Source organism: Thalassotalea insulae, from assembly GCF_030161395.1.
Lineage (GTDB): Bacteria > Pseudomonadota > Gammaproteobacteria > Enterobacterales > Alteromonadaceae > Thalassotalea_E > Thalassotalea_E insulae.
In genome coordinates, this window is sequence record NZ_BSST01000001.1 from 2,915,356 (window position 1) to 2,941,803 (window position 26,448).

Annotated in this window: 23 protein-coding genes and 1 pseudogene; 14 read left to right on the forward strand and 10 right to left on the reverse strand. The window is 39.3% G+C overall.

Annotation, left to right across the window (positions count from 1 at the left end; all coding sequences use genetic code 11):
- Window positions 1–3: 3 nt before the first annotated feature.
- The gene (locus QQK06_RS13220) at window positions 4–1,074 is read right to left on the reverse strand and encodes an SO_0444 family Cu/Zn efflux transporter (protein WP_284245192.1); all 1,071 of its coding nucleotides are present in this window, start codon (window positions 1,072–1,074) and stop codon (window positions 4–6) included.
- 213 nt (window positions 1,075–1,287) lie between these two features.
- Here QQK06_RS13220 and ffh point away from each other — a divergent pair, with 213 nt between their 5' ends.
- From ffh to QQK06_RS13270, 10 genes are all read left to right on the forward strand, one after another.
- On the forward strand, window positions 1,288–2,673 hold the full coding sequence (gene ffh, locus QQK06_RS13225) for a signal recognition particle protein (protein WP_284245193.1): 1,386 nt from the start codon (window positions 1,288–1,290) through the stop codon (window positions 2,671–2,673).
- Window positions 2,674–2,901: 228 nt separating this feature from the next.
- Window positions 2,902–3,150: a 30S ribosomal protein S16 gene (rpsP, locus tag QQK06_RS13230; RefSeq protein ID WP_284246623.1), complete on the forward strand. Its 249-nt coding sequence runs from the start codon at window positions 2,902–2,904 to the stop codon at window positions 3,148–3,150.
- A gap of 26 nt (window positions 3,151–3,176) precedes the next feature.
- Window positions 3,177–3,704, forward strand: coding sequence for a ribosome maturation factor RimM (gene rimM, locus QQK06_RS13235; RefSeq protein WP_284245194.1), 528 nt, complete (start codon window positions 3,177–3,179; stop codon window positions 3,702–3,704).
- Between the two features lie 27 nt (window positions 3,705–3,731).
- The gene (trmD, locus tag QQK06_RS13240; RefSeq protein WP_284246624.1) at window positions 3,732–4,511 is read left to right on the forward strand and encodes a tRNA (guanosine(37)-N1)-methyltransferase TrmD; all 780 of its coding nucleotides are present in this window, start codon (window positions 3,732–3,734) and stop codon (window positions 4,509–4,511) included.
- A 40-nt stretch (window positions 4,512–4,551) separates the two neighbouring features.
- Window positions 4,552–4,905, forward strand: a complete 354-nt coding sequence (gene rplS, locus QQK06_RS13245) for a 50S ribosomal protein L19 (protein ID WP_284245195.1) — start codon at window positions 4,552–4,554, stop codon at window positions 4,903–4,905.
- Between the two features lie 494 nt (window positions 4,906–5,399).
- Complete coding sequence (gene acs, locus QQK06_RS13250; protein WP_284245196.1) at window positions 5,400–7,343, forward strand: acetate--CoA ligase; 1,944 nt, start codon at window positions 5,400–5,402, stop codon at window positions 7,341–7,343.
- A gap of 482 nt (window positions 7,344–7,825) precedes the next feature.
- Window positions 7,826–9,337, forward strand: a complete 1,512-nt coding sequence (locus tag QQK06_RS13255) for a tryptophan halogenase family protein (RefSeq protein WP_284245197.1) — start codon at window positions 7,826–7,828, stop codon at window positions 9,335–9,337.
- A gap of 353 nt (window positions 9,338–9,690) precedes the next feature.
- A complete protein-coding gene (locus QQK06_RS13260) occupies window positions 9,691–10,803 on the forward strand; it encodes a 3-deoxy-7-phosphoheptulonate synthase (RefSeq protein WP_284245198.1) in 1,113 nt (370 codons plus the stop codon).
- Between the two features lie 9 nt (window positions 10,804–10,812).
- Window positions 10,813–11,952 (forward strand): bifunctional chorismate mutase/prephenate dehydrogenase, encoded by a 1,140-nt coding sequence (tyrA, locus tag QQK06_RS13265; protein ID WP_284245199.1) that lies wholly within the window; start codon window positions 10,813–10,815, stop codon window positions 11,950–11,952.
- A gap of 93 nt (window positions 11,953–12,045) precedes the next feature.
- A complete protein-coding gene (locus QQK06_RS13270; protein ID WP_284245200.1) occupies window positions 12,046–12,441 on the forward strand; it encodes a thioredoxin family protein in 396 nt (131 codons plus the stop codon).
- A gap of 118 nt (window positions 12,442–12,559) precedes the next feature.
- Here QQK06_RS13270 and QQK06_RS13275 read toward each other — a convergent pair whose 3' ends face one another.
- Together QQK06_RS13275 and QQK06_RS13280 are read right to left on the reverse strand one after the other, a co-directional pair.
- Window positions 12,560–12,736, reverse strand: coding sequence for a DUF3012 domain-containing protein (locus tag QQK06_RS13275; protein WP_284245202.1), 177 nt, complete (start codon window positions 12,734–12,736; stop codon window positions 12,560–12,562).
- Window positions 12,737–12,833: 97 nt separating this feature from the next.
- Window positions 12,834–13,919, reverse strand: coding sequence for a hypothetical protein (locus QQK06_RS13280; protein WP_284245203.1), 1,086 nt, complete (start codon window positions 13,917–13,919; stop codon window positions 12,834–12,836).
- 155 nt (window positions 13,920–14,074) lie between these two features.
- Here QQK06_RS13280 and QQK06_RS13285 point away from each other — a divergent pair, with 155 nt between their 5' ends.
- The 3 genes from QQK06_RS13285 to QQK06_RS13295 are packed head-to-tail and all read left to right on the forward strand — an operon-like array spanning window position 14,075 to window position 16,292.
- Window positions 14,075–14,818 (forward strand): hypothetical protein, encoded by a 744-nt coding sequence (locus QQK06_RS13285; protein WP_284245204.1) that lies wholly within the window; start codon window positions 14,075–14,077, stop codon window positions 14,816–14,818.
- 6 nt (window positions 14,819–14,824) lie between these two features.
- A complete protein-coding gene (locus QQK06_RS13290; RefSeq protein ID WP_284245205.1) occupies window positions 14,825–15,571 on the forward strand; it encodes a GNAT family N-acetyltransferase in 747 nt (248 codons plus the stop codon).
- A gap of 1 nt (window position 15,572) precedes the next feature.
- Window positions 15,573–16,292: a hypothetical protein gene (locus QQK06_RS13295; protein ID WP_284245206.1), complete on the forward strand. Its 720-nt coding sequence runs from the start codon at window positions 15,573–15,575 to the stop codon at window positions 16,290–16,292.
- Window positions 16,293–16,315: 23 nt separating this feature from the next.
- Here the strand turns inward: QQK06_RS13295 and QQK06_RS13300 are convergent, their stop codons facing one another.
- The 4 genes from QQK06_RS13300 to QQK06_RS13315 all read right to left on the reverse strand — a co-directional run bounded on the left by QQK06_RS13300 (window position 16,316) and on the right by QQK06_RS13315 (window position 21,182).
- Window positions 16,316–18,085: an asparagine synthase-related protein gene (locus QQK06_RS13300; RefSeq protein WP_284245207.1), complete on the reverse strand. Its 1,770-nt coding sequence runs from the start codon at window positions 18,083–18,085 to the stop codon at window positions 16,316–16,318.
- Between the two features lie 72 nt (window positions 18,086–18,157).
- Window positions 18,158–19,690, reverse strand: coding sequence for a methyl-accepting chemotaxis protein (locus QQK06_RS13305; RefSeq protein WP_284245208.1), 1,533 nt, complete (start codon window positions 19,688–19,690; stop codon window positions 18,158–18,160).
- 80 nt (window positions 19,691–19,770) lie between these two features.
- Window positions 19,771–20,370 carry a hypothetical protein gene (locus tag QQK06_RS13310; RefSeq protein WP_284245210.1) on the reverse strand — a complete coding sequence of 200 codons (600 nt, stop codon included), beginning with the start codon at window positions 20,368–20,370 and terminating at the stop codon, window positions 19,771–19,773.
- Between the two features lie 62 nt (window positions 20,371–20,432).
- Complete coding sequence (locus QQK06_RS13315) at window positions 20,433–21,182, reverse strand: DUF748 domain-containing protein (protein WP_284245211.1); 750 nt, start codon at window positions 21,180–21,182, stop codon at window positions 20,433–20,435.
- A 339-nt stretch (window positions 21,183–21,521) separates the two neighbouring features.
- Between QQK06_RS13315 and QQK06_RS13320 the strand changes: the two genes are divergently transcribed.
- Window positions 21,522–21,953 (forward strand): hypothetical protein, encoded by a 432-nt coding sequence (locus QQK06_RS13320; protein WP_284245212.1) that lies wholly within the window; start codon window positions 21,522–21,524, stop codon window positions 21,951–21,953.
- Window positions 21,954–21,987: 34 nt separating this feature from the next.
- Here the strand turns inward: QQK06_RS13320 and pheA are convergent.
- The 3 genes and pseudogenes from pheA to QQK06_RS13335 form a co-directional block, all read right to left on the reverse strand.
- Window positions 21,988–23,160, reverse strand: a pseudogene (pheA, locus tag QQK06_RS13325) (prephenate dehydratase); the annotation flags it as partial.
- Window positions 23,161–23,467: 307 nt separating this feature from the next.
- Entirely contained in the window at window positions 23,468–23,851 is a 384-nt protein-coding gene (locus QQK06_RS13330; RefSeq protein ID WP_284245213.1) for an MAPEG family protein, read from the reverse strand.
- Between the two features lie 23 nt (window positions 23,852–23,874).
- Complete coding sequence (locus tag QQK06_RS13335) at window positions 23,875–26,265, reverse strand: penicillin acylase family protein (RefSeq protein WP_284245214.1); 2,391 nt, start codon at window positions 26,263–26,265, stop codon at window positions 23,875–23,877.
- Window positions 26,266–26,448 lie beyond the last annotated feature (183 nt).

Here is a 26,448-nt window from a genome sequence, read left to right on the forward strand (position 1 = left end):
AAGCTAACTGTTGTTAATGAGCAATGCTCTTACCCGCTTGATTGCCAATAAGCCAATAATAGCAGCGCAGCTTAGGCTGAACCAAAAGGGTAAAAGTTCATGGCTATGTTGCATCTGCTCGGTAAAATCTATTGCATAAAATTTTAATCCCCAATCGAGCAATAAACCAAACGCAATCGCACATGCCCCAATACCTATTAAGTAACGCCATAATACTGAGGCGCCCAGTTCATTTTTTATGACCCCAAGGGTGGAAATATTGGTTGCCGGGCCTGCCATCATAAATACTAATGCGGTTCCTGGTGACAAACCTGCCAGTATCAATCCTGCGGCGATTGGCGTTGAAGCAGTGGCGCAAATATACATAGGAATTGAAATGGCTATCATTAATAACATTGCCGGTAAGCCACTACCATAGCTTAATAAAAAGCTTTCCGGAATAAATGTTCTGACTAAGGTCGCAAAAAGTAAACCAATCAATAACCAGATAATTAAATCATCGATTAACTGGGTTGCGGCATAGCGTAGTCCGTTTAATGTTTTATTAATAATGCTTGGTGTTTTTTCGACTGGCTTGTTGGCACAACATGAGCTTTTATTTACTGATGGCGTTTCGGTGGCCTGACTGGAACAACAACTGTTGACTGTTTTCTTGGCAACATGCTCTACTTTGCTGGTTGCGACAATTAATCCGGTAATAATAGCAGATATTATTGCGGTGATAGGACGATAGATGGCTAATACCGGGCCTAATAGGGCATAGGAAACTGATACGGAATCGACGCCCGTTTCAGGTGTCGCAACCAAAAAAGAGGATGTTGCCGGTACTGATGCGCCACTACGTCTTAATTCTGTTGCAACAGGAATTACGCCGCAAGAACATAAAGGTAATGGTGCGCCAATTAAAGAAGCTTTAATAATCGCGAGTTTTCCTTCCCCTAAATGATGAGTCAATATTTGAGTTGGTACCCAGGCTTTCATTAAACCTGCTATGATTAAACCGAGTAATAGCCAGGGGCTGGCTTCAGTTGATAAATCAATAAAATTAACAAAGAGTTGAGTTAATATATCCACACTAAAATCACTATAAGAATAGAGCTTGCCAGTTTACCATATATTTAGATTAGGGTAATGATTTGGCACAATAAATATCAACAATTTAACTAAGCTATTGAAAATTTCCGCACCGTTGCCATATTAAGAGATTATATTTATTGCTTTCGCTTATTTATCCTGCGCGTATAATGGCAATAATTTTCTCTAATTCGCTATTACTAGAGTATTTGCATGTTTGAAAACCTATCCGATCGTTTAACTAAAACGCTTAAAAATATCAGTGGCCGTGGTCGATTAACGGAAGACAATATTAAAGATACCTTGCGTGAAGTACGCATGGCGCTGTTAGAAGCGGATGTTGCCTTACCTGTTATTCGCGAATTTATTGCGAAAGTGAAAGAAAGCGCAGTCGGGCAGGATGTCTCAAAAAGTCTGACGCCAGGGCAAGTGTTCGTTAAAATTGTTCAAAAAGAACTTGAATCTGCCATGGGGCAGGTAAATGAAGTATTAGATTTAAAAGCAACACCTCCGGCCGTGATTTTAATGGCGGGTTTACAGGGGGCGGGTAAAACTACTTCAGTTGCTAAGCTTTCAAAGTTTTTAAAAGAACGTGAGAAGAAAAAAGTATTAGTGGTCAGTGCTGATGTTTATCGTCCTGCGGCGATCAAGCAACTAGAAACTCTAGCTGGTGAAGTTGGCGTCGAATTTTTCCCTAGTGATATTAAACAAAAGCCGATTGATATTGCCAATGGCGCTATTGATCATGCGAAAAAACACTTCTTTGATGTGCTAATTGTTGATACCGCCGGTCGCCTTCATATCGATGAAGACATGATGGGCGAGATTAAAGCCTTACACAGTGCAATAACGCCAGTCGAGACTTTATTTACCGTTGATGCCATGACCGGGCAAGATGCGGCAAATACCGCGAAAGCATTTAATGATGCCTTACCATTAACTGGGGTTATCTTGACCAAGACCGATGGTGATGCCCGTGGTGGTGCCGCATTATCTATTCGTCATATTACTGGTAAACCAATTAAATTCCTCGGTGTCGGTGAAAAAATAGAAGCACTTGAGCCGTTTCATCCTGACCGTGTTGCGTCACGAATTCTCGGTATGGGAGATGTCCTGTCGCTGATCGAAGAAGTGGAACAAAAAGTCGATCGTAAAAAAGCAGAAAAATTAGCGAAAAAAGTCAAATCAGGTAAAGGCTTTGATTTAGAAGATTTTCGTGAACAGCTGGTGCAGATGAAAAACATGGGCGGCATGATGGGGCTAGTCGATAAGTTACCAGGCATGGGGAATATGTCGGAGCAAATCAAAGGCCAGATGGATGATAAAGTTACCGTTCAAATGGAAGCTATCATTAATTCAATGACCCCGGGGGAGCGAGAGCGCCCAGATATTATTAAAGGCTCACGTAAACGCCGTATTGCTGCTGGCTCTGGTACTCAGATTCAGGACGTGAATAAATTGCTGAAACAATTTACCCAAATGCAGAAAATGATGAAAAAAATGTCGGGCAAAGGAGGCATGAAAAAAATGATGCGTTCAATGAAAGGCATGATGCCTCCCGGTGGTGGTATGGGAGGATTTGGCGGTTTTGGGCGCTAATAGGTCCGCACTCAGCTAATTACTAAGCATAAAAAAGCAAATTCGGTTGCTTTTTTATGCTTTCTTCAAGCTTATTCACTAATCCTACCTAATTTGCTATTGGCAATACTCTTGTTTATTACTTGCTTTTCGAGCAGAAAAGCGTAGAATACGCGAGCTTTTCTGTCACCCAGGTGATAGAAAGTGTCTGGAAAATTCGTATTAACACTTAAACAAATAGAGGACGATATGGTTACCATTCGTTTAGCTCGAGGCGGCGCTAAGAAGCGTCCATTCTATCAGGTTGTAGTTGCTGATAGCCGTAACTCTCGCGATGGTCGTTTCATCGAGAAAGTTGGTTTCTTCAACCCTACAGCACAAGGTCAAGCGGAAAAATTACGTTTAGACCTAGAACGCATCAACCACTGGGTTGAGCAAGGTGCTGGTGTATCTGATCGTGTGGCCAAATTAGTTAAAGACGCTCAAGCAGCAGCTTAATTAATCAGGTTAGTTTTGGAGTCGTAGTGAAAGAGAGTAAAGAAATAGTCCTAGGTAAAGTAGGCGGTGTCTACGGTATTAAAGGGTGGTTGAAAATACATTCATTTACTGACGAACAAGAAGCGATCCTTGACTATTTTCCTTGGTCATTAAAATTAGGAAATAATGTGCAATCAGTCGAAGTTACTGATTGGCGTAAACACAACAAAGGCCTCATTGTTAAAGTAGGGCATATTGATGATCGTGATGAAGCGCAAGCATTAGTTGGATCTGAAATTGTTACTACTGAAGATGCCTTGCCAGAATTACCTGAGGGTGAGTTTTATTGGCGAGACTTAATGGGTATGCAAGTTGTGACAGCCGAAGGTTACGACCTTGGGGTAGTTTCCGACATGTTGGAAACTGGCGCTAATGATGTACTGGTTGTAAAAGCGAACCGAAATGATGCATTTAGTAAAAAAGAAAGGTTAATTCCTTATCTTGTTGAGCAAGTGGTGAAATCGGTAAGTGCAGAAGATAAACAAATTTGTGTTGACTGGGACCCAGGTTTCTAACTAGTGAGTGACGGCAAAACAACGAACATTCTTAGCAATAAGAAAAAATGGATTGGGGTGATAAGCCTTTTTCCTGAAATGTTCGATGCAATCACTGAGTATGGGGTGACTGGCCGAGCGATTCGTAATGGGTTGATTGAATTTCATAAATGGAATCCAAGAGATTTTACTCATGATCGACATCGTACCGTTGATGACCGACCTTATGGCGGTGGTCCGGGGATGCTGATGATGGTACAACCATTGCGAGATGCCATTGGTGCTGCGCGTAATGCAGCAGAGGTGGATGCGTCACTTAACGGTGGCAATAAAGCGAAGGTTATTTATTTATCACCTCAGGGACGGAAATTAGATCAGGCTGGAGTTCAGGAATTATCACAACATGACCGACTGATATTTATAGCAGGACGTTATGAAGGCATCGACGAACGATTAATCGAATCTGATATAGATGAAGAGTGGTCGGTTGGTGATTACGTGTTAAGTGGCGGGGAATTACCTGCGATGAACGTAATAGATGCAGTAGCACGCTTTGTGCCAGGCGTATTAGGACATAATCAGTCCGCTGAACAGGATTCCTTTTCAGACGGATTATTAGATTGTCCCCATTATACCCGGCCTGAGATGTTAGACGGTAAAACCGTACCTAAAGTGCTACTTAGTGGTAATCATGAACAAATACGGCAATGGCGACAATTTCAGTCACTGGAAAGAACATGGACTAGGCGACCAGAACTTTTAACTGACCTAGCTCTGACAGCAGAACAGCAAAAAATGCTTGAGGTGATTAAAAAATCAGCCAGCTAAAAAACTGTTTATGACTGTGAACCCTAGGAAGAAGGTAATTATGAGTAAAATTATTGATATGCTCGAGCAAGAGCAATTAAAAACTGACGTACCAGCGTTCGCACCAGGCGACACTGTAGTCGTTCAAGTTAAAGTAACAGAAGGTGACAAATCACGTCTTCAAGCATATGAAGGTGTTGTTATCGCTGTTAAAAACCGCGGCATCAATTCAGCATTCACTGTTCGTAAAATTTCGAGCGGTGTAGGTGTTGAACGTGTATTCCAGACACACAGCCCAATCGTTGACTCAATTGAAGTCAAACGTCGCGGTGATGTACGTCAAGCTAAGCTTTACTATCTTCGTGAGCGTTCAGGTCGTTCTGCTCGTATCAAAGAGAAGTTGGCTAAGAAGTAATTTCGCATACGAAAATACTTCTACTAGTTTGACTAGCTACATAAAAGCCTGCATGAATTTCATGCAGGCTTTTTTGTATATGACGTATAGTATATTGCGGGTTAAGGGATGAGCAGGAGCGTGTGTAATGCTCTTAGATTTCTTGTTAATTAATGACAAGCCAGCAACAGCAACAGATAGAGTAGCGAGCTCCTTTCTATCTTATTTTCTTATAAGTAATTATCCGTACTAGATACAATTATTATTATCTTACTTAGATGACAGCGTTGTCATTTCTAGTGTTAGCTGTTAATGTAATTGCGAAGAAAAGTATGCTTTGATAGCAAAATGTGCCGGCTATTCGACTTTAGTTGAGTAGGCGAAAAGTAAAAGATGCTATATGATAAAGTGACACAATAAATATGATAATTATTAACTAGATTGAATTATTGTTGTTTTTCAGTCTGGTGGCTATTACGAAGTGATAATTTCAAGAAATTAACGAAGGACTTACCATGCAAGAATTAAAAAGCCGATATCCGATTCTGGCGCAAGCTAAAGCGCATACCCATATTGATACCGAAACTTATGATGCTATGTACCAACAATCGATTGAGCAGCCGGATGTTTTCTGGGCAGAGCAGGCTGAAAAATTTCTCGATTGGTACCAGCCATGGGACAGTGTTTCAAATGTTGATTTAAAATCTGCCGAAATTAAATGGTTTTCCGGTGGTAAGTTAAACGTTAGTTATAATTGTATTGATCGCCATTTAGCGACTAAAGCCAATGATATCGCCATTATTTGGGAAGGTGATGATCCAAGTGAAGATCAAAAAATCACTTATCAACAATTGCATGATCATGTTTGTCGTTTTGCCAATTTATTAAAACAACGTGGGGTTAAAAAAGGCGATCGTGTTTGCATCTATATGCCTATGATCCCGGAAGTTGGTTACGCAATGTTAGCTTGTGCTCGTATTGGCGCTGTACATTCCGTTGTTTTCGGTGGCTTTTCAACAGAGTCTATTCGTGCTCGTATCGTCGATGCTGATTGTCAGGTAGTGATCACTGCAGATGAAAGTCTGCGTGGTGGTCGGGTGATACCACTCAAAGCCAATGTCGATGCCGCTATTGCTGAGTGCCCGAATGTGCATTCTGTGATTGTGGTTCAGCGCACAGGTGGTGATGTTGACTGGAATGAACAAGTAGATGTTAATTATCAGCAAGCAGTCGCTGAGCTCCCTGCGGTATGTGAACCGGAAGTGATGGATGCTGAAGATCCGCTATTTATTCTTTATACTTCTGGTTCAACAGGTACCCCAAAAGGGGTGTTACATACCTGCGGTGGCTATTCCTTGTACGCAGCGATGACCCATAAATACGTCTTTGATTATAAAGAGGGGGAAATTTACTGGTGTACTGCTGATGCTGGCTGGATCACCGGGCATTCCTATATTTTCTACGGACCGCTTGCTAATGGTGCAACTACGTTAGTGTTTGAAGGTGTACCAACTTACCCGGATGCGGGGCGCTTTTGGCAGGTTTGTGAAAAGCATAAAGTTAATATTTTTTATACTGCACCAACGGCAATTCGCGCATTAATGAGTCTTGGTGATGAGCTTGTAAACCAGTCTGATTTATCCTCATTACGATTATTGGGCACAGTTGGTGAACCAATTAATCCGGAAGCCTGGCACTGGTATTATGAAATTGTTGGTAAGTCAAACTGTCCTATTGTTGATACCTGGTGGCAAACGGAAACTGGCGGTATCTTGATCACTTCTTTACCTGGTGCAGTTGATATGAAGCCAGGCGCTGCTGGTAAACCGTTTTTTGGGGTTAAACCGGCGTTATTCGATAAAGATGGCAATACCTTAGAAGGTGAAAATCAAGGCTTGCTAGTAATGACTGGCAGCTGGCCGGGTCAGTTGCGTAGTGTTTATGGTAATCACGAGCGTTTTTATGAAACTTATTTAAGCCAGTATCCGGGGAATTATTTTACCGGTGATGGTGCTAAACGCGATGCCGATGGTTTTTATTGGATCACTGGTCGTGTTGATGACGTGCTTAATGTTTCAGGCCATCGTCTTGGCACTGCAGAAATCGAAAGCGCCTTAGTACTGCATCCTGCGGTTGCTGAAGCAGCGGTTGTCGGTTATCCCCATGAAGTCAAAGGGCAAGGGGTTTATGCCTATGTGACTTTGATGAATAATGCGACTGAATCTGGTGCACTTAATCAGGAGCTGATCGAATTTGTTGCAAAGGAACTGGGACGTTTTGCAAAACCTGATTATATTCAATGGGCGCCAGGATTACCTAAAACCCGTTCCGGTAAAATCATGCGTAGAATTTTACGTAAGATAGCGGAAAATGATCTTGGTACTTTAGGTGATACCTCAACCTTAGCTGATCCTGCGGTAGTTGATAACTTAATTGAAAATCGAATCGTGCATGGTTAAAAACAGTGATGAATGTCAAAAGCGCCGTCAGGCGCTTTTTTTATAAGTATTCGCAGGTTGCGATTGTGATATTTTACCTACCGGCTTTTTTTGAGCATTGAAATGGAAGTCAGCCGTTGTGTTCTCTATTGTGGAGGCGTTTGAATCACAAATTCAAATTATTGATAAATGAGATATCAACAATAGTACATTTTTCTTATTTCTTAACAGTTATATGGTGAGACGGTATGATATTAACTTTTGTCTGAAAGCACCTATTTATCTCTTATCACGTTTTACTATTATTTTCTCAGTTCTGAAACTTATCTTGTTATGGTATATTCATCGGTAAAAATTGCATATATTATGTTTTTAAGGAATTAATCTGCTAATCCTTATTAATTTAATCTATCTTTCATTGTTCAATTTATAAGTCGATCGTACTTAATATTTTGATGTCTATAAAAAAAATATAAAACAGACTGTTATTATCAAGGTGCACTATGTCAGAAGCAAATCAAATTAAAAATATTGTCATCGTTGGCGGAGGTTCCGCAGGTTGGATGACTGCCGCTATGCTCTCCAGACAGCTTGAATCGAATATTAGTATTACTTTAGTTGAGTCTGATGAAATAAGTACCATAGGAGTTGGTGAGGCCACTATTCCGCCTATTAGAGCTTTTAATGGTATGCTGGGAATTAATGAGAGTGAGTTTGTAAGTTCTTGTAATGGTTCATTTAAATTAGGTATCAAATTTGAAAATTGGGCTAGAAAAGAAGAGCAATATTTTCACCCTTTTGGCCGTTATGCGGTTGATTTTGATTACATCCCATTTCCTTATTTTTGGAATAAACAACGAGCAGTAGGAAATAAAAGGCCGTTACAGGATTATTCCAGCGCGTGGCAGTTAGCCCAGCATGATAGGTTTTCAATACCTTCTACGGATAAGCAATCATTGTTTTCAGGTTTTGAATATGCCTACCACTTTGATGCTGGTTTATACGCTAATTTCTTGCATGATTACGCTAAAGAAAGAGGAGTAAAAAGACAAGAGGGGACGATTGTCAAAGTTGATACGGACCTCAATAATGGCTTTATTAAATCGGTAACGTTAGCTAGTGGTCAACAAATAGAGGGAGATTTCTTTATTGATTGTAGTGGCGGTAGAGCACTACTTCTAAGTGATGCACTAGGGGTCAAATTTATCGATTGGTCAGAGCATTTATTATGTGATCGTGCTGTTGCTGTACAGACATCTCATATTAAACCTATTAGCCCATATACACGATCAATTGCCGGAGATTTTGGTTGGCAGTGGCGCATTCCTCTCCAAACTCGAATGGGAAATGGCTTAGTTTACTCGAGTGAGTTTATGAGTGAACAGACAGCTATGGAGGAATTGATAACCAGCGTAGACGGTAAGGTATTAACGGAACCTAAACCTATAAAGTTTAAAGTTGGACGACGCGAGAAGTTTTGGTCTAAAAACTGTGTGGCAATCGGACTTTCTGCCGGATTTTTAGAGCCTTTAGAGTCAACAAGTTTGCATCTTATTCAAAGTGCTATTATGAGGTTAGTAAACTTATTTCCAAATAAAAATTGTGATGAAATTAATACGGATCTTTTTAATAAGCAGACGACAGAAGAGTACGAACATATTCGAGACTTTATTATCTTGCATTATAAAGCGACAAAAAGAGATGATAGTGAGTTTTGGCGATATTGTCAGCATATGAAAATTCCTGATTCATTACAAAATCAGATTGATTTATTTTCGACACATGGACACCTGGATCTTTCGAATAAAAATTTATTTAAGCATGAAAATTGGTTAGCAGTATTGACAGGACAAAATATTCTGCCAAAAGAGGTAGCACCAATATTACATTATAAGCAGGCAGTCGACTTACCCGGAACATTGAGCTCGATACTAAGCAGCATGGAACAGATCGTGAAACAAGTACCCACGCACGAGAATTTTATCAAAGAGCATTGTCAATTTGTTCAGAAGTAATCAGTAAAATTTAAGCGATAGCTTGGCTTAAAACCAGCTAAGATTCTGCGGTTGTCGATAACTTGATTGAACACCGTATTAGGCAGGCTAGTTAGTAGTGATTAGAGTAAAGCGCCGTCAGGCGCTTTTTTATTGGCTAGAATTCAGCTCACAATTTAATAAAAAGCTTTTACTTCTATTTATTTCTGTGTAAGATAATGATTACAAAATGAGTAAATAAAACTTTACGATTTTATTTTTTATGAAAAATAGCCAACAATACTTTTATTATTACCTTCCCTTTTATTGCTAATTCTATTTAGCAAGCTGCTCATTTATTCTTTTTTAACTCGCTGTAATTTTTGGAAACTATTATGTCTGACTTAACTAATCCTAATATAAATTCAAATGTAAGCCCTAAAGGCTCATTAAACGACATTCATGTTAATGCTGAAGAAGTTTTAATTACCCCTCAGAAGTTAAGGGATGAATTACCATTGCCTGATTCTGGGCGAGAGTTTGTTATTCAGGCTCGCCGCGAAATTGCAGATATTATTCATAAGAAAGACCACCGATTGCTAGTGATCAGTGGCCCTTGTTCGGTGCATGACATTGATGCGGCGTTGGAATATGCGCGAAAGTTAAAAGTGCTACATGATGAGTATCAAGATACCCTTTATATCGTGATGCGGGTTTACTTTGAAAAACCAAGAACGACGGTTGGCTGGAAAGGATTGATAAATGATCCTGATATGAATGGTTCTTTTGATGTTGAGTCCGGACTGCGCAAGGCTCGAAAGTTACTGCTAGCATTAACTGAAATGGGATTGCCTTTGGCAACTGAGGCATTAGACCCCATCAGTCCTCAGTATTTAGCCGAATTATTCAGTTGGTCAGCTATTGGTGCCCGTACCACTGAATCACAAACACATAGAGAAATGGCAAGTGGTTTATCTATGCCTATAGGTTTTAAAAACGGGACTAACGGTAGTCTAGGGGTCGCGATTAATGCGATGCAGTCGGCAGCGTCTTCGCACCGTTTTATGGGGATTAATCGCCAAGGGCAGGTGGCATTAATTAAGACAAAAGGCAACCCTGACGGGCATGTGATTTTACGTGGAGGTAAACAGCCGAACTATGACGCAGCCAGTATAGCGATTTGTGAACGAGAGCTGGCGGATCATCAGTTAGAGCCTGGTATTGTGGTTGATTGTTCTCATGGTAATTCCAATAAAGACTATTGCCGTCAACCGGAAGTGGCGGATAATGTTTTTCAGCAAATAATTCAGGGGAATCGTTCTATTATTGGCATAATGCTGGAAAGTCACCTTAATGCCGGGAATCAAAGTGCTGAGTTACCGAAATCTGAACTAAAATATGGAGTATCTGTTACTGATGCCTGTATTGATTTTTCGACTACGGAAAAATTGTTGAGTGATAGTGTGATCTTACTGAAAGATGTTTTACAACAACGAAGCGGATGTTAATACGTATTCATGGATAACAAAGATATAGCGCCAGAATTAACATTATTGCGTGATCAAATTGACGATATTGATAGTCAGTTAGTGAAATTGCTGGTTAAGCGGCTGGCAGTAACGACTAAAGTTGGGGCATTAAAGAGTAAAGTCGGTATGCCAATATATGCACCAGAGCGTGAAGCTCAGCTGCTGGCTAGCCGGAGAGAACAGGCAAAAACTCTTGGTGTTTGCCCTGATCTCATTGAAGATATATTACGACGTTTAATGCGTGATTCTTATGTTAGCCAAGATGCCAGTGGTTATCGTTGCGTCAATAGCGAATGTCGTAAAGTGGTGATTGTTGGCGGTGCAGGGCAGTTAGGACAAATCTTCGTTGACTTGTTCCAACGCTCTAGCTATCAGGTAGCAACGTTAGAGCAGGCTGACTGGCCGCAAAGTGATAAAATATTAGCAGATGCCAGCGTAGTGATAGTTGCTGTGCCAATTCGTATTACTGCAAATATTATTCAGCAGTTAAAGCATTTACCGCAAGACTGTATTTTGGCGGATATTACCAGTATTAAAGAATCTCCCGTTTATGAGATGATGAAAGTACATACTGGCCCGGTTGTTGGATTACACCCAATGTTTGGGCCTGATGTATCTAGTTTAATAAAACAAACCATCATCGTCTGTCAAGGCCGACAAGCAGAGCAATATCAGTGGTTACTCGAGCAGTTTCAGGTTTGGGGGGCTAAAATTTACCCGATAGAAGCCTCAACTCATGATCGAGCGATGTCGATGGTGCAAGTCATGCGTCATTTTTCAACCATAGCCTACGGTTATCACCTAATGACGGAAGGGGCAGATATTGCCCAGTTAGTAGAAATGAGTTCACCGATTTATCGCTTAGAGCTTATTATGGTCGGACGATTATTTGCACAAGATCCCATTCTTTACACCGATATTATTTTTTCTAATCAGGATAATATTGGCATGATGAAGCGCTTTGCCTATCGTTTTCTGGAACTGTTAGAAGATGTTGAAGCTGGCGATAAAGAGGCATTTGTTACCATGTTTGATCAGGTATCCCATTGGTTTGGTGATTATGCCGATATCTTTTTACAAGAAAGTAAATCAATGTTATTAAAGGCAAATGAACTGAAAAAACATTAAGTGAAATCAATGAAACCTTTAATGCTTGTGCTGCTAATAACTTTGAGCTGCGTGCAACTTGCTGGCTGCACGAGCCAACAAAGTCGTGCTGACATGTTAATTGGAAAGACGACTCAAACTGAATTATTTAATCAATTTAACGGTTTTGCTCAGGATTATCAGCACTTTTTGGTGAATGAGGTGCAGCAACAGCAGATTCAAAATTGGCCTGACGATATTACAATTGATGTTTTTTTTGGTACTTGGTGTCATGACAGTCAGCGAGAGGTGCCTCAGTTATTAAAACTGCTAAGTTATAACCCCAACATTAGTATCTCTTTAGTCGCATTGGATTATCACAAAAGCGAACCGCTTGGTTTGGCAGAAGCTAATAATATTCAGTTTACACCGACCTTTATTGTGTATCGTCATGGCAGAGAAATGGGTCGAATTATAGAGCGGGCAAATAGTTCGATAGTCAAAGATATCAATCAAATGCTAATGCTTTAAACTAATGCCTTATACGGCTACTGTCATTGGCTTTTTAACGAGTATTGGAAAGTTGCGGTGATAAGTAGAGAGGAATGCTCAGGACAGAAAATATTTACTCTCCTGAGCGGTGTTTTATTTACTCTTCATCATCACTTTTAAATAAGCAATGCTTGGTATAATCTGTCGCTTCATTCGCGCTCCAGTCACCTTTCGGTTTTTCTTTTAATTGTTCGCACCAATCTTTGCTACCGACTTCAGGAGCGCAAGCGGTGAATAATACTAATGAAAATATAGCGATAAGTGTTTTATACATAAGAGGCTCTCTTTTTAATGGGATAGTTTGATTATTAATTTAGTCGGGCTATTGTAAGTAAAAATCATTGCTTTTGTACAACAATTCTACCTTGGTTCTATTGGTTGTATGTTTTTTGAACGGTAGATGTATGATCAAACTGTTCAAAAACATTTAATTGTCTAACACCTGGTAACATTGTTAAATTTCTTTTAATTAGTTCGTTTTGTTGTTTTTGCTCCAATTGGTGATACATTGGTGAAATAACCGCGCTATGTAATTGTTTGGTATCGACATATAGAAAAGGGTTCTGTTCAAAGAATGGGGCTTTATTCGAACAATTTGCCAGCGGTTTTATTAAAAAACCTTTATCCAACCAACCTGTAATAGAGGTCCCCCATTTTATTTTGAATTGAAGAGCGCCATCGGTAATGAATGGGCGAGATTTTCCGATATGCATTGACCCGAAGTTTTGCTCAGTTAAGTATTGTGCCCCAAACACATAACAAGCACTAATAGCAGCCATTGATAAGTACTTTTTATCACTATTTAAAACTCCTACCGACCATAATCTCGGCTCATTCTTACTATAATCGATAACTTGTCCTGCAACTCTATTATTTTCATGCACAACAAACAGTAGTTTTACCGTACCTTGCTGATAACCCTGTTTAAACTTGTCAAACTTCATGGGAATATCCTGCCCTTGGTAGCGATTATTTAAGTAGGGGAGATACATGTGATAATAAAACAGTTCAACATCACTAATATCATTTGAGATTTCATACGTTAGGTTATTACGTCTAATTTTTTTGAGATCTGATTTTGCGCCCTGACTTTTAGAAGATAGGGGGAGAGCTAGCGAAGAATCTATCCACTGTGGAATGAAAAAACTTTTATCACAACGTAACATTTTGATATCGGCAGGCAAACCATCAGCAACTAAGTAGCATGCATTATGTTGGTTTTTATTTAACAGCGTTTTAATTTGTAAAATATTTTTTTTGCCTAAATTATCTTCTTGACTAACATCATCAAAAAATAACGAAGATATATAATTTTTTTGAACCTTTGAGCCAATATGGATAATAGTAAATGACTGATCTAATTTGGTGTTACTCCCTGAAATTATCCATACATGGGATTGCCAAAAACCAAATAGCGATTTATAAATGTGTTTAAATTTGAAAATTAGCTTATTCACGGGGGGTTATATAATTTTGTATTTATTTTTCAGCTACTTTACTTGTTTGGGTACAAATAGTGAATGCTTTTATAACGAAGAGAGGCAAAAATAGAAAATTCTAAAAGAGTCACATATACTTGGCTAAAGCAGATAAATAAACGAAGTAACTATCATTGAATAATCAGAGTTATGCGCAAAATTACCCACAGTTGTTTAATCAGGCAATAGCATTAAAATATAGTGATGAAGAGTTAAGGCTACTTAAGAAAGCGTTTGATTTTGCACAACAGTTCTCACATGGCGTGTACCGAGCTCAAGGTATTCCATTAATTAATCATCTAGTACGCACCGCAAGTATTGTTATGCATAATAAACAAGCGATATCGTTAGTTATTGTATCGTTATTGCATGCTGTCTATGTTATTCATAAGTTTGATCACAGTGTTCGAACTGCTGAAATAACTTCGCGAAGTGAGGAACTCGTTGCTTTATTTGGCCATGATATCAATCAACTGATTATCGCCTATGAAGAGCTGCACTGGTATAAACAGGAAGAGATAAAGGCATACTTGGCACAAGCTGAACGATTGCCGCAACAAACAAAAGATTTGATATTGATCCGGTTAGCAAACGAGTTAGAAGATCATCTAGATTTAGCTATGAGCTACAGTAGCGATGAGCGAATTCAAAGACGAAGCTTTGCCTATGGCTATGAATGTGTTGAATTAGCAAAGCATATTGGATTTATTGATATTGGAGAGCAGATTAAGTCAATACTCGATCAGCAAAAAGAATTTTTTCCCGCAGAGTTTCTTCGCGTTACAGCTCGACAAGGCTATGAGATAAGCCAGGTGAAATGGCCTAAAACACTACTCGAAAAGATAAAAAGCTTTATAAAGTCACTACTGAAAAAGTAGCTTACGATGAACGAGTACCTAGAAAAAGCTGTCACTCAATTTCCTCAACCGAGTTTAATAAATCGCATTGCTGTTACTCTTTTCCATTATTTTCCTCGTCGCTTAATTGCTTTTGTGTTTCAGTCACACTGTAAACTTTATCAACACACTTTATTATTAAAAAAGAATATTTTTCCAGCAGAGTCTTTACCTGAAGTACAAAATTTACTGCCTAGTGACGTTGAAATAGGCTTATTAAATGAAGATATACTTGAGCAAATGATACGTCATTCAGAGGCACTACCTGAAAAATACTATCGGCAAAGGCTGGCTGAGGGAGATATTTGTTATTATCAAACCTATAAACAAGAGCTTGTTAATTACAACTGGATCAGTTTAACCACGTGTAGTACTTATCGGGGCAGTGCAAAGGAAATCCCGTTTTATTGGTTAGGTAAAGGTCAAGCATTTACCTATGACTTTTATACTTATCAACAATATAGGCGTAAAGGTTATGGTGCTATGATCAAACGCTATATGATCGCTGACTTAGCGGCGAAAGGTATCAATACTATTTATAGTTCAGTAGAGCCCGGTAATATAAATTCGTTAAACATTCATTTAAGGTTAGGTTATCAACTTGTAAATGCAATTCAAAACTTTAAGTTCATGGATAAAACATTTTCTTTATGGGCTAACGAGCACTATCGCCAAAAAATACTAAAATGGTTGATTTCTTATCAGCATCAATTAAATAGTAAAAAACGGAAATAGCATGGATAAAATAAATATAAACTCGAGTGGCTTATATGATCTAGATTGTGAGTTTTTGGGAGAGAGTTTAAAAGAAAAAGCAGTGGCATGTATTCAAGCCCAAAAAAAGGCTGCAATTCAAAGTTATTCTTCATTTAGCCCATGTGAAGATGCACTCGATAGGGTTTCTGAATCAGCATTAAACGCAATAATAGCTGATAATATTGATATTCATGGCGTAGCAACAGATAGTACTATTTCTAATGTGATTATGTTTGGTGCCAAACACATAGATAAATCAATTAACGATCACTATGTTGAGCAACAACGTATTGAAGTTGATAAAATTATTAAAGAAAAGCTGTTAGATATATTCACTGATGATTCAGGTAATATTGAAAATCAAGAGTTAACTATCGTATCTAGCGGACATTTTTGGTATCCCCAAGGTGCTTTTATGTCTTGGCATACCAATAGTCAGGTACCTGGATGGCGGGTCTACATCAATTATGCTGAACAGGAAAATCAGTCGTTTTTTCGCTACCAAGACGATGATAACAATGTCATTACCTTAAATGATAAACAATGGAATTTGAGGATCTTTAAGATCACGGAGCAGCAACCTTTATGGCATTGCGTCTATTCCAACACCAATCGTTTCAGCTTAGGTTATATGGTAAAAATAAAACCTAAGCCAAATTTATTACAGAAAATTAAACGAAAGTTACAGGCTTTATTTTAGTCTTCAGCTGTTGGCCTATTAAGTTAGTTTATATGTTCACTAGCATTTTGAATATAGCGCTCTAAATGATAAAGCGTCCATCTCATTTCTGCAGATAGTTGCTCGAATGTGTCAAGTTGCTGTTGAGTAATAATGTTTTTATTTATTAAATAACCGCTCTTAAGGCTAGTGACAAATTGAGTGTTGAGTATTTTTAACCACTTATCTTTCGGAGTATTAAAGCCATATTTAGGGGCGTACATGCTTTCTTTAGAATAATATTGGCAGCCTATTTTTCTTAGCACTTCCTTGACTTGATCTTTGCCTAAGTAAGCTTTAGATGACAGTTGCCATGACGCTTGGGCTATTTTATCGTAGGTGAGAGGGGTTAATAATTTCACTGATTTATTCTTGATCAGACGCTCTGCAGTGACTAAGTGATCGGCAATATCTGTGATCATCATGTAGGTTTTTATCCAAGATAACTGATGATGTTGTTCCAGTCGATTAAATTGCTTTTCATTTTCTAAAGGTAGCTGTTGGTCTATATCCAACTGCTCTGTGTAATAGTCTTTTAACCTTGCTAAAATAGTAGTGTCAATATTAGAAAAGGCAATTTTGTCTGCAGAATGTATCAGTTGATGTAAATGGGTTTGTTGAAAGTTTTTAACTTTTGTATGTATTTGTGGGAAAGTGCTCGCTAGGATATTACTTGTCGAAAGCGATACTGGTAGCGATTTTAGCAATTGCATTCGCTTTAACTGTTTGAGTAGTCTTTTTATTGTGTGAGAACCAAAAAAAGTATCGCCGGGTTCACCGTAGATAATTGCGTCAAATTCATCACTAATATTTAACAAGCGATAAAAGGGCATTGAACTATAATGTCGTGGCAATTGTTCAAGATGTGTTACGAGTTGCTTGCAATCTTCTAAAATGCTTTCGTTATGATACTTAATTAACCGGTACGGCATGTTTAATGTGTTAGCGAAATATATTGCCGTTTCTAGCTCAGGGTTTTCATCTTCGAATTCAATAATGCCTGCAACGCATTTGTTACCTAAATGCTGTTTTGCTTTTGCAGCAAGAATAGATGAATCTACTCCACCACTCAGTGGGATCAGAACCTTATTCACTTGTGGTTCAAGCAATTGAAAATATTCATCTAAATATTTGCTTACTTTTTCGGTGGCGGTATTTAACGATAGTTGCTGGCTGTTTTTATTATTACTAAGTTGATGCCAGTACCAATATTGAGTGGTTTGCACCTTGCTATCAGTTATTGTTCCATAGTAACCGGCTGGGATTTGTTCTATTGATGTTTCGAGTGTTTGCTTACCTGAAAGCCAGCGATAATGAATAGACTCATATAAGCCAATAGGATCAAATGAAAATTGAGTACGATTAAATTGTGCGAGATAGTTACTGATAGTGCCACTTCCAGCATTTATCGAATAGTATAAAGGCTTACAGCCATACTTATCCCGCGCTAGAAACATTTCTCCAGAGTTTTTGTTAATGATTAATAGATTAAAATAGCCGGTGGTGTCTTTTAACCATTGGATACGTTGCTCTTGAGAGCCATAACTAAGCTGCTTTAAAAAAGCGTCATTTTTTAGCTTTAGATCATTAAGGTGGTAACCATTAAATAAAGCGAAATATTGGTTATCTTGCCAAACTTTAATTGTACTTCCGATATTAATGCAAAAGTGACATCCGTGAGCCGTGATAAAGTTATATTGTTGGAGAGCGGTTGTAGTTTGAGCGCTTTTCTCCTGGCCCCATTGAATTTGATAGAGGTCACTTAAGTTTGGCATATTCAATTTATCTAATTGGATTTACTAAAAAATATCATAATAAAGCCAAATAGAAATTTAGAATAGAAATTTCTATTTTTTCTTAGGAATAAAGGTATTGGCGACATTGGCAATGTCTTCAACACTTTGTTCTAGTGCCGCCATTTGCTCTGCGACCACATCGGTTTGTGACCAGGTATGCTTTAATGCCTGATGAACTTCAGTAATATGATTATTTATATCACTTGATACAGCATTTTGTTGCTCCGCAGCGGTGGCAATCTGATTTGCTGAATCGGTGACACTTTGTACGCTCTGCACCACGCGTTCAATCTTTTCATTAGATGCTTCTGCTGTTGCCACACAAAATTCCGCATCCTGTTTGTTTTTTGCCATTAGCTTTACCCATTCATCAATGGTGGCAAGCATAGCGGATAATCGGTTATGAATTTCTTTTGCTGAATCTTGGGTGCGGGAAGATAAATTTCTCACTTCATCAGCGACGACCGCGAACCCTCTGCCATGTTCACCGGCACGGGCAGCTTCAATAGCGGCATTAAGGGCCAATAAGTTGGTTTGATCGGCAATCGATTGAATATCTTCCATTAATGCTCCAACATTATTGGCTGACTCAGTTAAGGAGTCGGCGGATGCTGAAGCTGTTTCAACTTCCTGTGCTAGCGCCTTAATTTTATCTGTGGTGTTGTAAATACCTTGTTGCGCTTCTTCGCATTGTTCGAAGGTACTGTCTAAATCTGCAGCGGCAGTGACAGTATTTTGGGCAATATTTGTTGTTGATGCCTGCATTTGCTCCATGGCTACGGATAGTTGTTCTACTTCCTGCTTTTGGTGCTCGAGATTTGCTCGGGTTTCTTCAATCCCAGTGGTGACTTTACTCATCACTGACCTGATTGGGTTTGCTGCATCTAAGGTACGCTCTAATATTGCTTTTAGTTTGACTTTGATCATCGAAAAATTAAAGTCAAATACACTGGCAGTGCCTTTACCGAAGTACACTTTTCTCGAAATAGAGTCATAAATGCTTTGAAGTTTTTGTGCACGCATCGCAGTAGGAATAATATCTTGCCAAAAAATAGCAATAGGAGCTATAGCACCAAAAGCCACTAATAATGAGATCGTTAGGCCAAGCTCGGTAAAAATAAAGAATTGGGTGATCAGGGTTAACAGCACTAAAAAGATAAATTTGTGATTTTTGGTGAGCTCAAACGTCGCTAAACGGCTTTGATTATTTAAGCGACTATAGAGTTTTTGTGCCCGATGGGTTAGTTGTTTATCCGCTATTTTACTAATTGATTGATAACCAATTATTTCACCTTGTTGGTATTGTGGGGTGATAAAGGCATCTAGCCAAATATTTTTGCCTTCACTGTCATTAATACTTAAGACTCCTTGCCAAGAAAAGCCCTGATTGAGCGTATCAGAAAGTTCGTTGATAACCTGTTGAGGCATGTGCTGGTCGGTTTGTTTATGGCTATCAAGCGCCAACAATTCTTGTTCACTGTATCCGAGTAACTGGCAAAATGCGTCGTTAACGTATATATATTTGCCTTGCTGATTGGTGATATAAATTAATCTTTGCTGTTCATTTGCCATAAGCGTCGTCATTTATTCTTATACAAAACTGCTACTTTATTTTATTTTCTGGCTTGGATTATTGATTTTGATCGTAAAAACATCAGTTAGCGTTAAAATTTGACCGCCACTCCGATCATTAAATTAGTTTCTAACCATAAGCCTTCATTGAAAGTTGCATAGCAAATATCATCTTGGCAGAAGTTATTATCTTTGTTATCTATGATGCTGGCGTAGCCGCGTAACTCTGTGATAAAAGCAAGATTATCAGAAAACTCATAGCGAGTACCGATAGCAAGCGTAGCAGAAGGGTAAAGTTCTTGGTTCATATCACTGTCAAAATAAGCTCCCCCTAGTCCTAAAGAAACGGTGGTAACATAGTTTTGCTGGCGAAATAAGGCAACACCATTAAAGTGGGCGTAAAGGATATCGAGTGAATACTCTTGGCCATCCAAATCACTATTAAAATCGTGACTGACAGCGTTTAATATCAATTGTCCCTGGCCGTTTGGAGAATCCTGCCATGAAAATGCAATACCATAGCTCATAGCATTATCGACGGAAAGCTCGGTACCATCGACCACACTTTGCAAATCAGCGCTGTACATTTGCCCGAAAAACGGCTGGACTTCAAATTCTGCCGCTGTGCTTGAATAAGAGCATGAAAGCACAGAGATTATTAGTGCTTTTGAGAGAAATTTTAGCAAGTTCATAGACTTTACCCTTATTAAATTGTCTTTTTCTATTAAGTAAAACAGTAATTACACAGCTAAGCTTAGGATTTATTAAACAAATCTGAAAGTTTTTTCTTCGCTTTTTCTTTTAATTTGTCTTTAGCTATTTGCTTTAATTTTTGTTTTTGTGCTGCTTTTGCTTGTTGCCATATCGCCGATAGGGCTTCTTTTGTTATCACGGTACCAAGTTGGCTGGCTGGTAAGCCGTCTTTTCCACCAATATTGGTTAATGTTATATCGGGAAGTGTAAGCTGATGATTTTTATTACCTAATGCGGTGAGGTCTAATGATAATGCGGTCCCAGCCAAAACAATCTGACTGACACTAATTCTTGGCTCACTTGCTGATGAATCTGATGGCTGTGGTTCAGAGCTTGCTGAAGTTTGAGGTAAGTGGCGCTTAATACTGTCGAGCAGGTCTTTTATATTGGAATCACCATTGGCGGCTATTTCTGCAACTGCTTTTGGTTCTTTAATTACAATAGCATCAATAATAATAGGCTCTTTAGTTAAACTTTCTAGATTAATATCTAAGGTTATTTCACCTAAAGAGAAGGCATTGGCTGCTTTATATTGAGCAGGGTTTGCCAAGTTTACGCCATAAATGCTACCTGCGCCTTTTGCTAACTGAATGTCTACTTTATCGACAGTGACTTTTTGTTCTGTAACTTGATGGCCAACGGTTTCTATTTGCGTTTTTACAAATTCGTTTAACGAACCTCCTGCGAGAAACCATAAGGCTCCACCACAAGCTAATAGGATGATGACAACGATGGTAGTTAAAACTTTCACTTTTATATCCTTTAAAGTCAGTAATCAGGGCAATCGTAAGAATCAGTATATCTGAATAACAGAGAATTTATTATTAAAAATTAATAACCACTATTTTTATATGGTTTTAATGTCGCTTTACGTTTGCTTGGTATTTATATAATTGTACGTTTTAAAAGTATTATATTTCAATTGGTTAGAATTACTGATTATCTTTAAATATCTATGTAACGCTGTTTGATATTAGCCTCTAGTATTAACTTTCTCTCTTTTGTGGTTGTTTTATATACTTCTTGCTTAAAAAATAAACTTAAGGTATAAAAAATATCAATAATAAAAATAAATGAAGAGAATGTCGCTATGCTTAAGTTGAGCCGATATCAGGTGAATAAAAAATTGTGGTCGTTTAATTTTGGTTGTTTACTGGCATGTTCTTTTTTGTGGCTTACAGGAGTTGCTGATTTAGTCCCTGTCCCAGAAGCATTGCATCCTTATACTGACTTTATTCTTGATTATTATCCTGGAGTGATCACCGCGTTATCTGCATTAAGCCTAACGCTTTTGGTGATTTGGCTGATGAATTACGCCTTTGATATTTGTATCAGTGAGCATACTTTTTGGTTACTTATCCCATCTGTTACTTTAGTTGTTTTAACTGCGCTGTCAGCATTTAACAGCCTTTTTCATGTAATGTCAGCTGCTATGCCCTCAATACTGGTGCTCTGTGCTGTTGCCGTGTTTAGCCGGCTATCACAACAAAAGTTAATATTTAACAAAAAATGCGCTGATTAACGCGCATTTTTATATTTAACCATATCCTTTAGGTAATAGCATTGCTAGGTACATTAGTCGGGCTGATATGCTCGATCGGGTAACAGCCTAGAACCTTAATAAAATTAGTCAAAGGCGTTATTTCGCTAATGGCTTCCTGTAAGGCTAGCTGTTTAATATTTGCTTCAACATCAAGATAAAACATTTCTTCCCATGGGCGTCCCTGAATTGGACGTGACTCCAGTTTACACATGTTGATACCTTTTTCTTTTAGTACTAGCAAGCATTCAACTAAAGCTCCTGGGGTCTGGCCTGTAGCGAGAATAATCGCCGTTTTTGCCGGAATTTGTTCAGCGACATCGACCGGTTTACGGGCAACCAGAATAAAGCGGCTATGGTTTTCACTTTGATTGGCGATCGACTTCTCTAATGCATGTAACTGATACAATTGTCCACCTTCTTCGCTACCGATAACAGCGACTGATGGATCTTGTAGCTGATAGACTTTAGCCATCGCATCGGCAGTACTTTCACAATATTCAATGCGCATATCCCCTTGCTTATCGAGAAAGTTACTGCATTGTGTAAATGGCTGTCCGTGAGCATAGATGGTTTTGATTTTATCTAATGAGGTATTAACTGCAGTAAGCAGACAATGCTCTATTGGTTGAGTGATTTCGCCGACGATCGATAAATTTGTGTGCTGCAGGGCATCGTATACTTCGTTAATGCTGCCTGAGCTGGTGTTTTCAATTGGTAACATGCCATAGTCGACATGCCCCGATTCTACCTGTTGCATTATTTCATTAAAGCTTTGACAGCCGTATTCGATAAGTTTTTCTGCACGGCGAGAAAAGTATCTGTGGCTGGCTAAATAACTATAAGAGCCTTTATCTCCTAAAAAAGCGACACTGACGCTTGGCATCTCAAGATTTGGGTTCGCTAAGGTCTGCAAATATGCTTGCTGATTCAGTACCGAGTCTTCAATAATAGTTTGAAAAACACTGGTAACATAATGAGCGTCCAGGCCATATTCTTTGCCTTGTTTGATCAAACGGATCAATAGCTCCTGTTCTCTTTGTTGATCTCTAACCGGGCGTACTTGCTTAGCTTTACTTTTGGCAACGTTAAGCGTTAGTGCCCGGCGCTCGGCAAACAAAGCAAGCAACTGTTGATCAAGTTTCGTTATTTTTTCTCTAATTTTATTGAGATCTAATTCATCGTTCACGTGGTACCTACTTATTTATATTTACTTATACCAATTTGAGCAATCAACTTGGTATTAACCTTACTGAAATCTGCTGAGGATTTTCTGTAAAGGGCCCAAATAAAAAAAACCTCCGCTAGGAGGTTTTATCGTTGAAACTTGACGACACAAACGCTCCTACCGCAGCTGCAGCATAAAGAAAAAGAGAATAAAGTGAGCAAAATTTTTCAATGTCATAATGGCACTTTAGCTAGCCTCCTTTCACTTTTCAAGCCTTTGTTTATATCAATTTGCTTGGTTAATCACTGAGATGGTAATAACTTCAACGCTAGAAGCATTGCCAAACAATAGCAAATGAAGCCATAGTGGCTATTCCCCAGGCAATGGAGCGCAAGATACTGATATTGATCATATATAGCAGCTGATAAATAATGCGGGAAACAACATGAGTAATAGCGAGATATTGAATACTGCTGCCGGTATGCTGCGTCGCGATAGCGAGCAATATCGCGGGAGTGAAAATAATCAGTGATTCAAACGAATTTTGGTGTGCAGCTAATGCTCTGGCACCGAAACCGGTAAGCTGGGCTTGTTGCGCTCTCGGATGAGCGTTGTCATAGCCCCCTAGTTGATGCATGGCGATCGCAACGGGTATTTTAGCTAAATAGGGGAGCAGTAAAGCAATAAATAAGCAGGTGATCAATAAGGTCATAGTGTTTCCTTGTTAAGTGTCATTTAGTAGCTTAATAAAGTCAGGCTGTATCGTGTTTTTCCCGGCAAAAATGGCGATGGCTTACCTTGTTCCCAATCTTGATGCCCACTGCGATAATAAGGACTCCAGGGGTGTCCGGCCTGACTAGTAGGCATATGCAAAATTCCTGTTTCTTCGTGGCCGGGAGATACTACCATACGCTCTGAAGCACCAAATGCTTTACCTTGCACTCTTGGCATATAGCTGTCACCAGGAAGCTGAGTTTTTGGCATATTCAGCCACTTCCCTAATAATGGCACAGCCTTAGCAATAGGGTGTTGAATTTCGCTGCTGTTGATTTGTCCCCAAGTCGCTTCTGTTAATGATTGATCTTGGGTCATATCGACTAGCGTCGTGTTCAAGGCTTGTTCAAATGTTGCCTGCCAGCTGTCAGTTAACCAAAGGAAGTTATCTGGTTGCTGATTAACTAATTGCCATAAAGGCGTTTCGATTTGGTGCCGAATGGTATGAAAGTCGTAATTATCGCCAAACTGGCTGAGGTTTTTGTTAAACAGGGCGAACACCTGGTTTCTTAAATTGAGTCTGAAATTACGCACCAGACGGTAACTAACTGAATTAACTGAGGCGCTAAGGTGTTCAGTTTGCAAAATTTCTTTAGCTTGTTGCCATAATGGTTTATTGGTAATTGCTTCTGTTGTCAGAACTTTATCCAATAAAAAATGCTGCCAGGGTTTTAAAAATAACGCGCGGTCATCTAGCGCTATTGCTAGTAACTTTTTTTCATCAAAATGAGTTTCGGCGAACAGAGCGTCTCTGATCTGCTGTGCCCTTGCTCCTAAGGCATAACCGCCATTGCCTATTTTTTCTTGCATTTGACCGCCAACAACGCGGGCGTTGGCGGTCCATAAACGATCTGTTGCTGGATTGAGTATGCGAGGGTATTGATCTTCAGTTAAATAGCCGTCCCAGAAATAGCGACCATTCGCCCATGATTTAGGGGTTGCGCCAAAGTTTGAAGATTTTTTCGGAATAGGCCCCATAATGGTCCAGCCAATATTACCTGCCTTATCGCCAATCATCATGTTTTGTGCAGGAATGCCTGAATGAGCAGCAACAGTGAATGCCTGTTGTACTGATGTTGCCTGTTCCAGCTGCTGCGCGGTAAAATTAACCGCTTCTAGATCATGAGCAACCCAACGATAGGCTAATAATTTCCCGTCAGCATTTTTGCCGATAATAGGTCCCCACTGAGTTTCTTTGCTGATAAATTCCTGCGGTTGCTGACCTTTTACCGCGATTACATGCTTGTATTGGGTAAATGCTTTTTCGCCATCAGGAGTGAGGTAATGGCTACCCTTTTCATTGGTGTTGATGATAATGACATCGCTCCAGTCACCGTAACTGTTAGTAAAACCCCAGGCGATATTACCATTGCTACCTGTGACCATGGCAGGTGTGCCGGGCAAGGTGAGACCGCTAACTTTTACTAACTCATCGTTGTCATCTTGGTACTCAAATGATGCCCTGAACCAGGTATTTGGTACACGTAAGCCTAGGTGCATATCATTGGCAACGATGGCACTGCCTGTGGCGCTGATGTTACCGCCAACAGCCCAGTTATTAGAGCCTGGGAACTGTTCGCTACTATCGTCGGTGTCACTAAATTGTTTGCTATGAGTGTGTTTGTTAACTGAGGCGTGAGCAGCAGGCCATGGCATATCTGGTAATGGCGCAGCAGAATATCTAGTGCCATCTACAGCTGCATCCCAACGGCTGCCTTTAGGGTTTAAAAAGGCAAAAATTTCTGGTGCAAAACTGGACGCCAATACCCCTAATGTTCTTTCCCTGCCGCCGTCTTTATACTGTAAATCCAAATACATGCTTAATACCGTTAGCACGGTATCTTCTTCTAGCCATTCTACCGGTTCTTGCTGCAGGAGTAAGTATTCAAACGGTTGTGCTTTCAAGCTGTGTAAGCCTTCATTAACTCCTGTGGTATAAGCCGTTAACAAGCGCTGTTGTGCCTTCGGCAGATGGTTAACTATCTGTTCCGCTCTTTGTCGAAAACGATGTAAGCGAATGGATTTATCATAATCAAGCGCGGCTGGGCCGAATAAACTGGATAACTCGCCAGCGGCGTTTTTACGCAATAAATCCATTTGGAAGAATCTTTCCTGCGCGTGTATAAAACCGGTGGCAGTCGCAATATCGAGACGATCTTGCCCTTTTATCGTGGCGATACCTTGCTGATCTCTTTCGATAACAACGCTATTTTTGATACCCAAGATAGTTTGTTTTCCCTCGAGGATTGGTAATGCACTGTCAATTTGGCTATATACCCAGGTCAACGCCATTGCGCAGAGTAAAAAGATAATAAGTGAAACAGCAATAGAGATTTTTTTGATGTTATTCATTATTTTAGTGAAAGCTTTTTGCGTAGCTTAAGATTATCCCAATTACAGATAGGGTACAAATGATCATCTACTGAGTTTTAGTTGGCATTTAAGCGGTTGTTAACTGTGTCAACATTCATTAATAGTTACACTTGTGTGATTGCAACTTGGTATCGATGTTGTTAATTTTTCGTTAGTTAATAA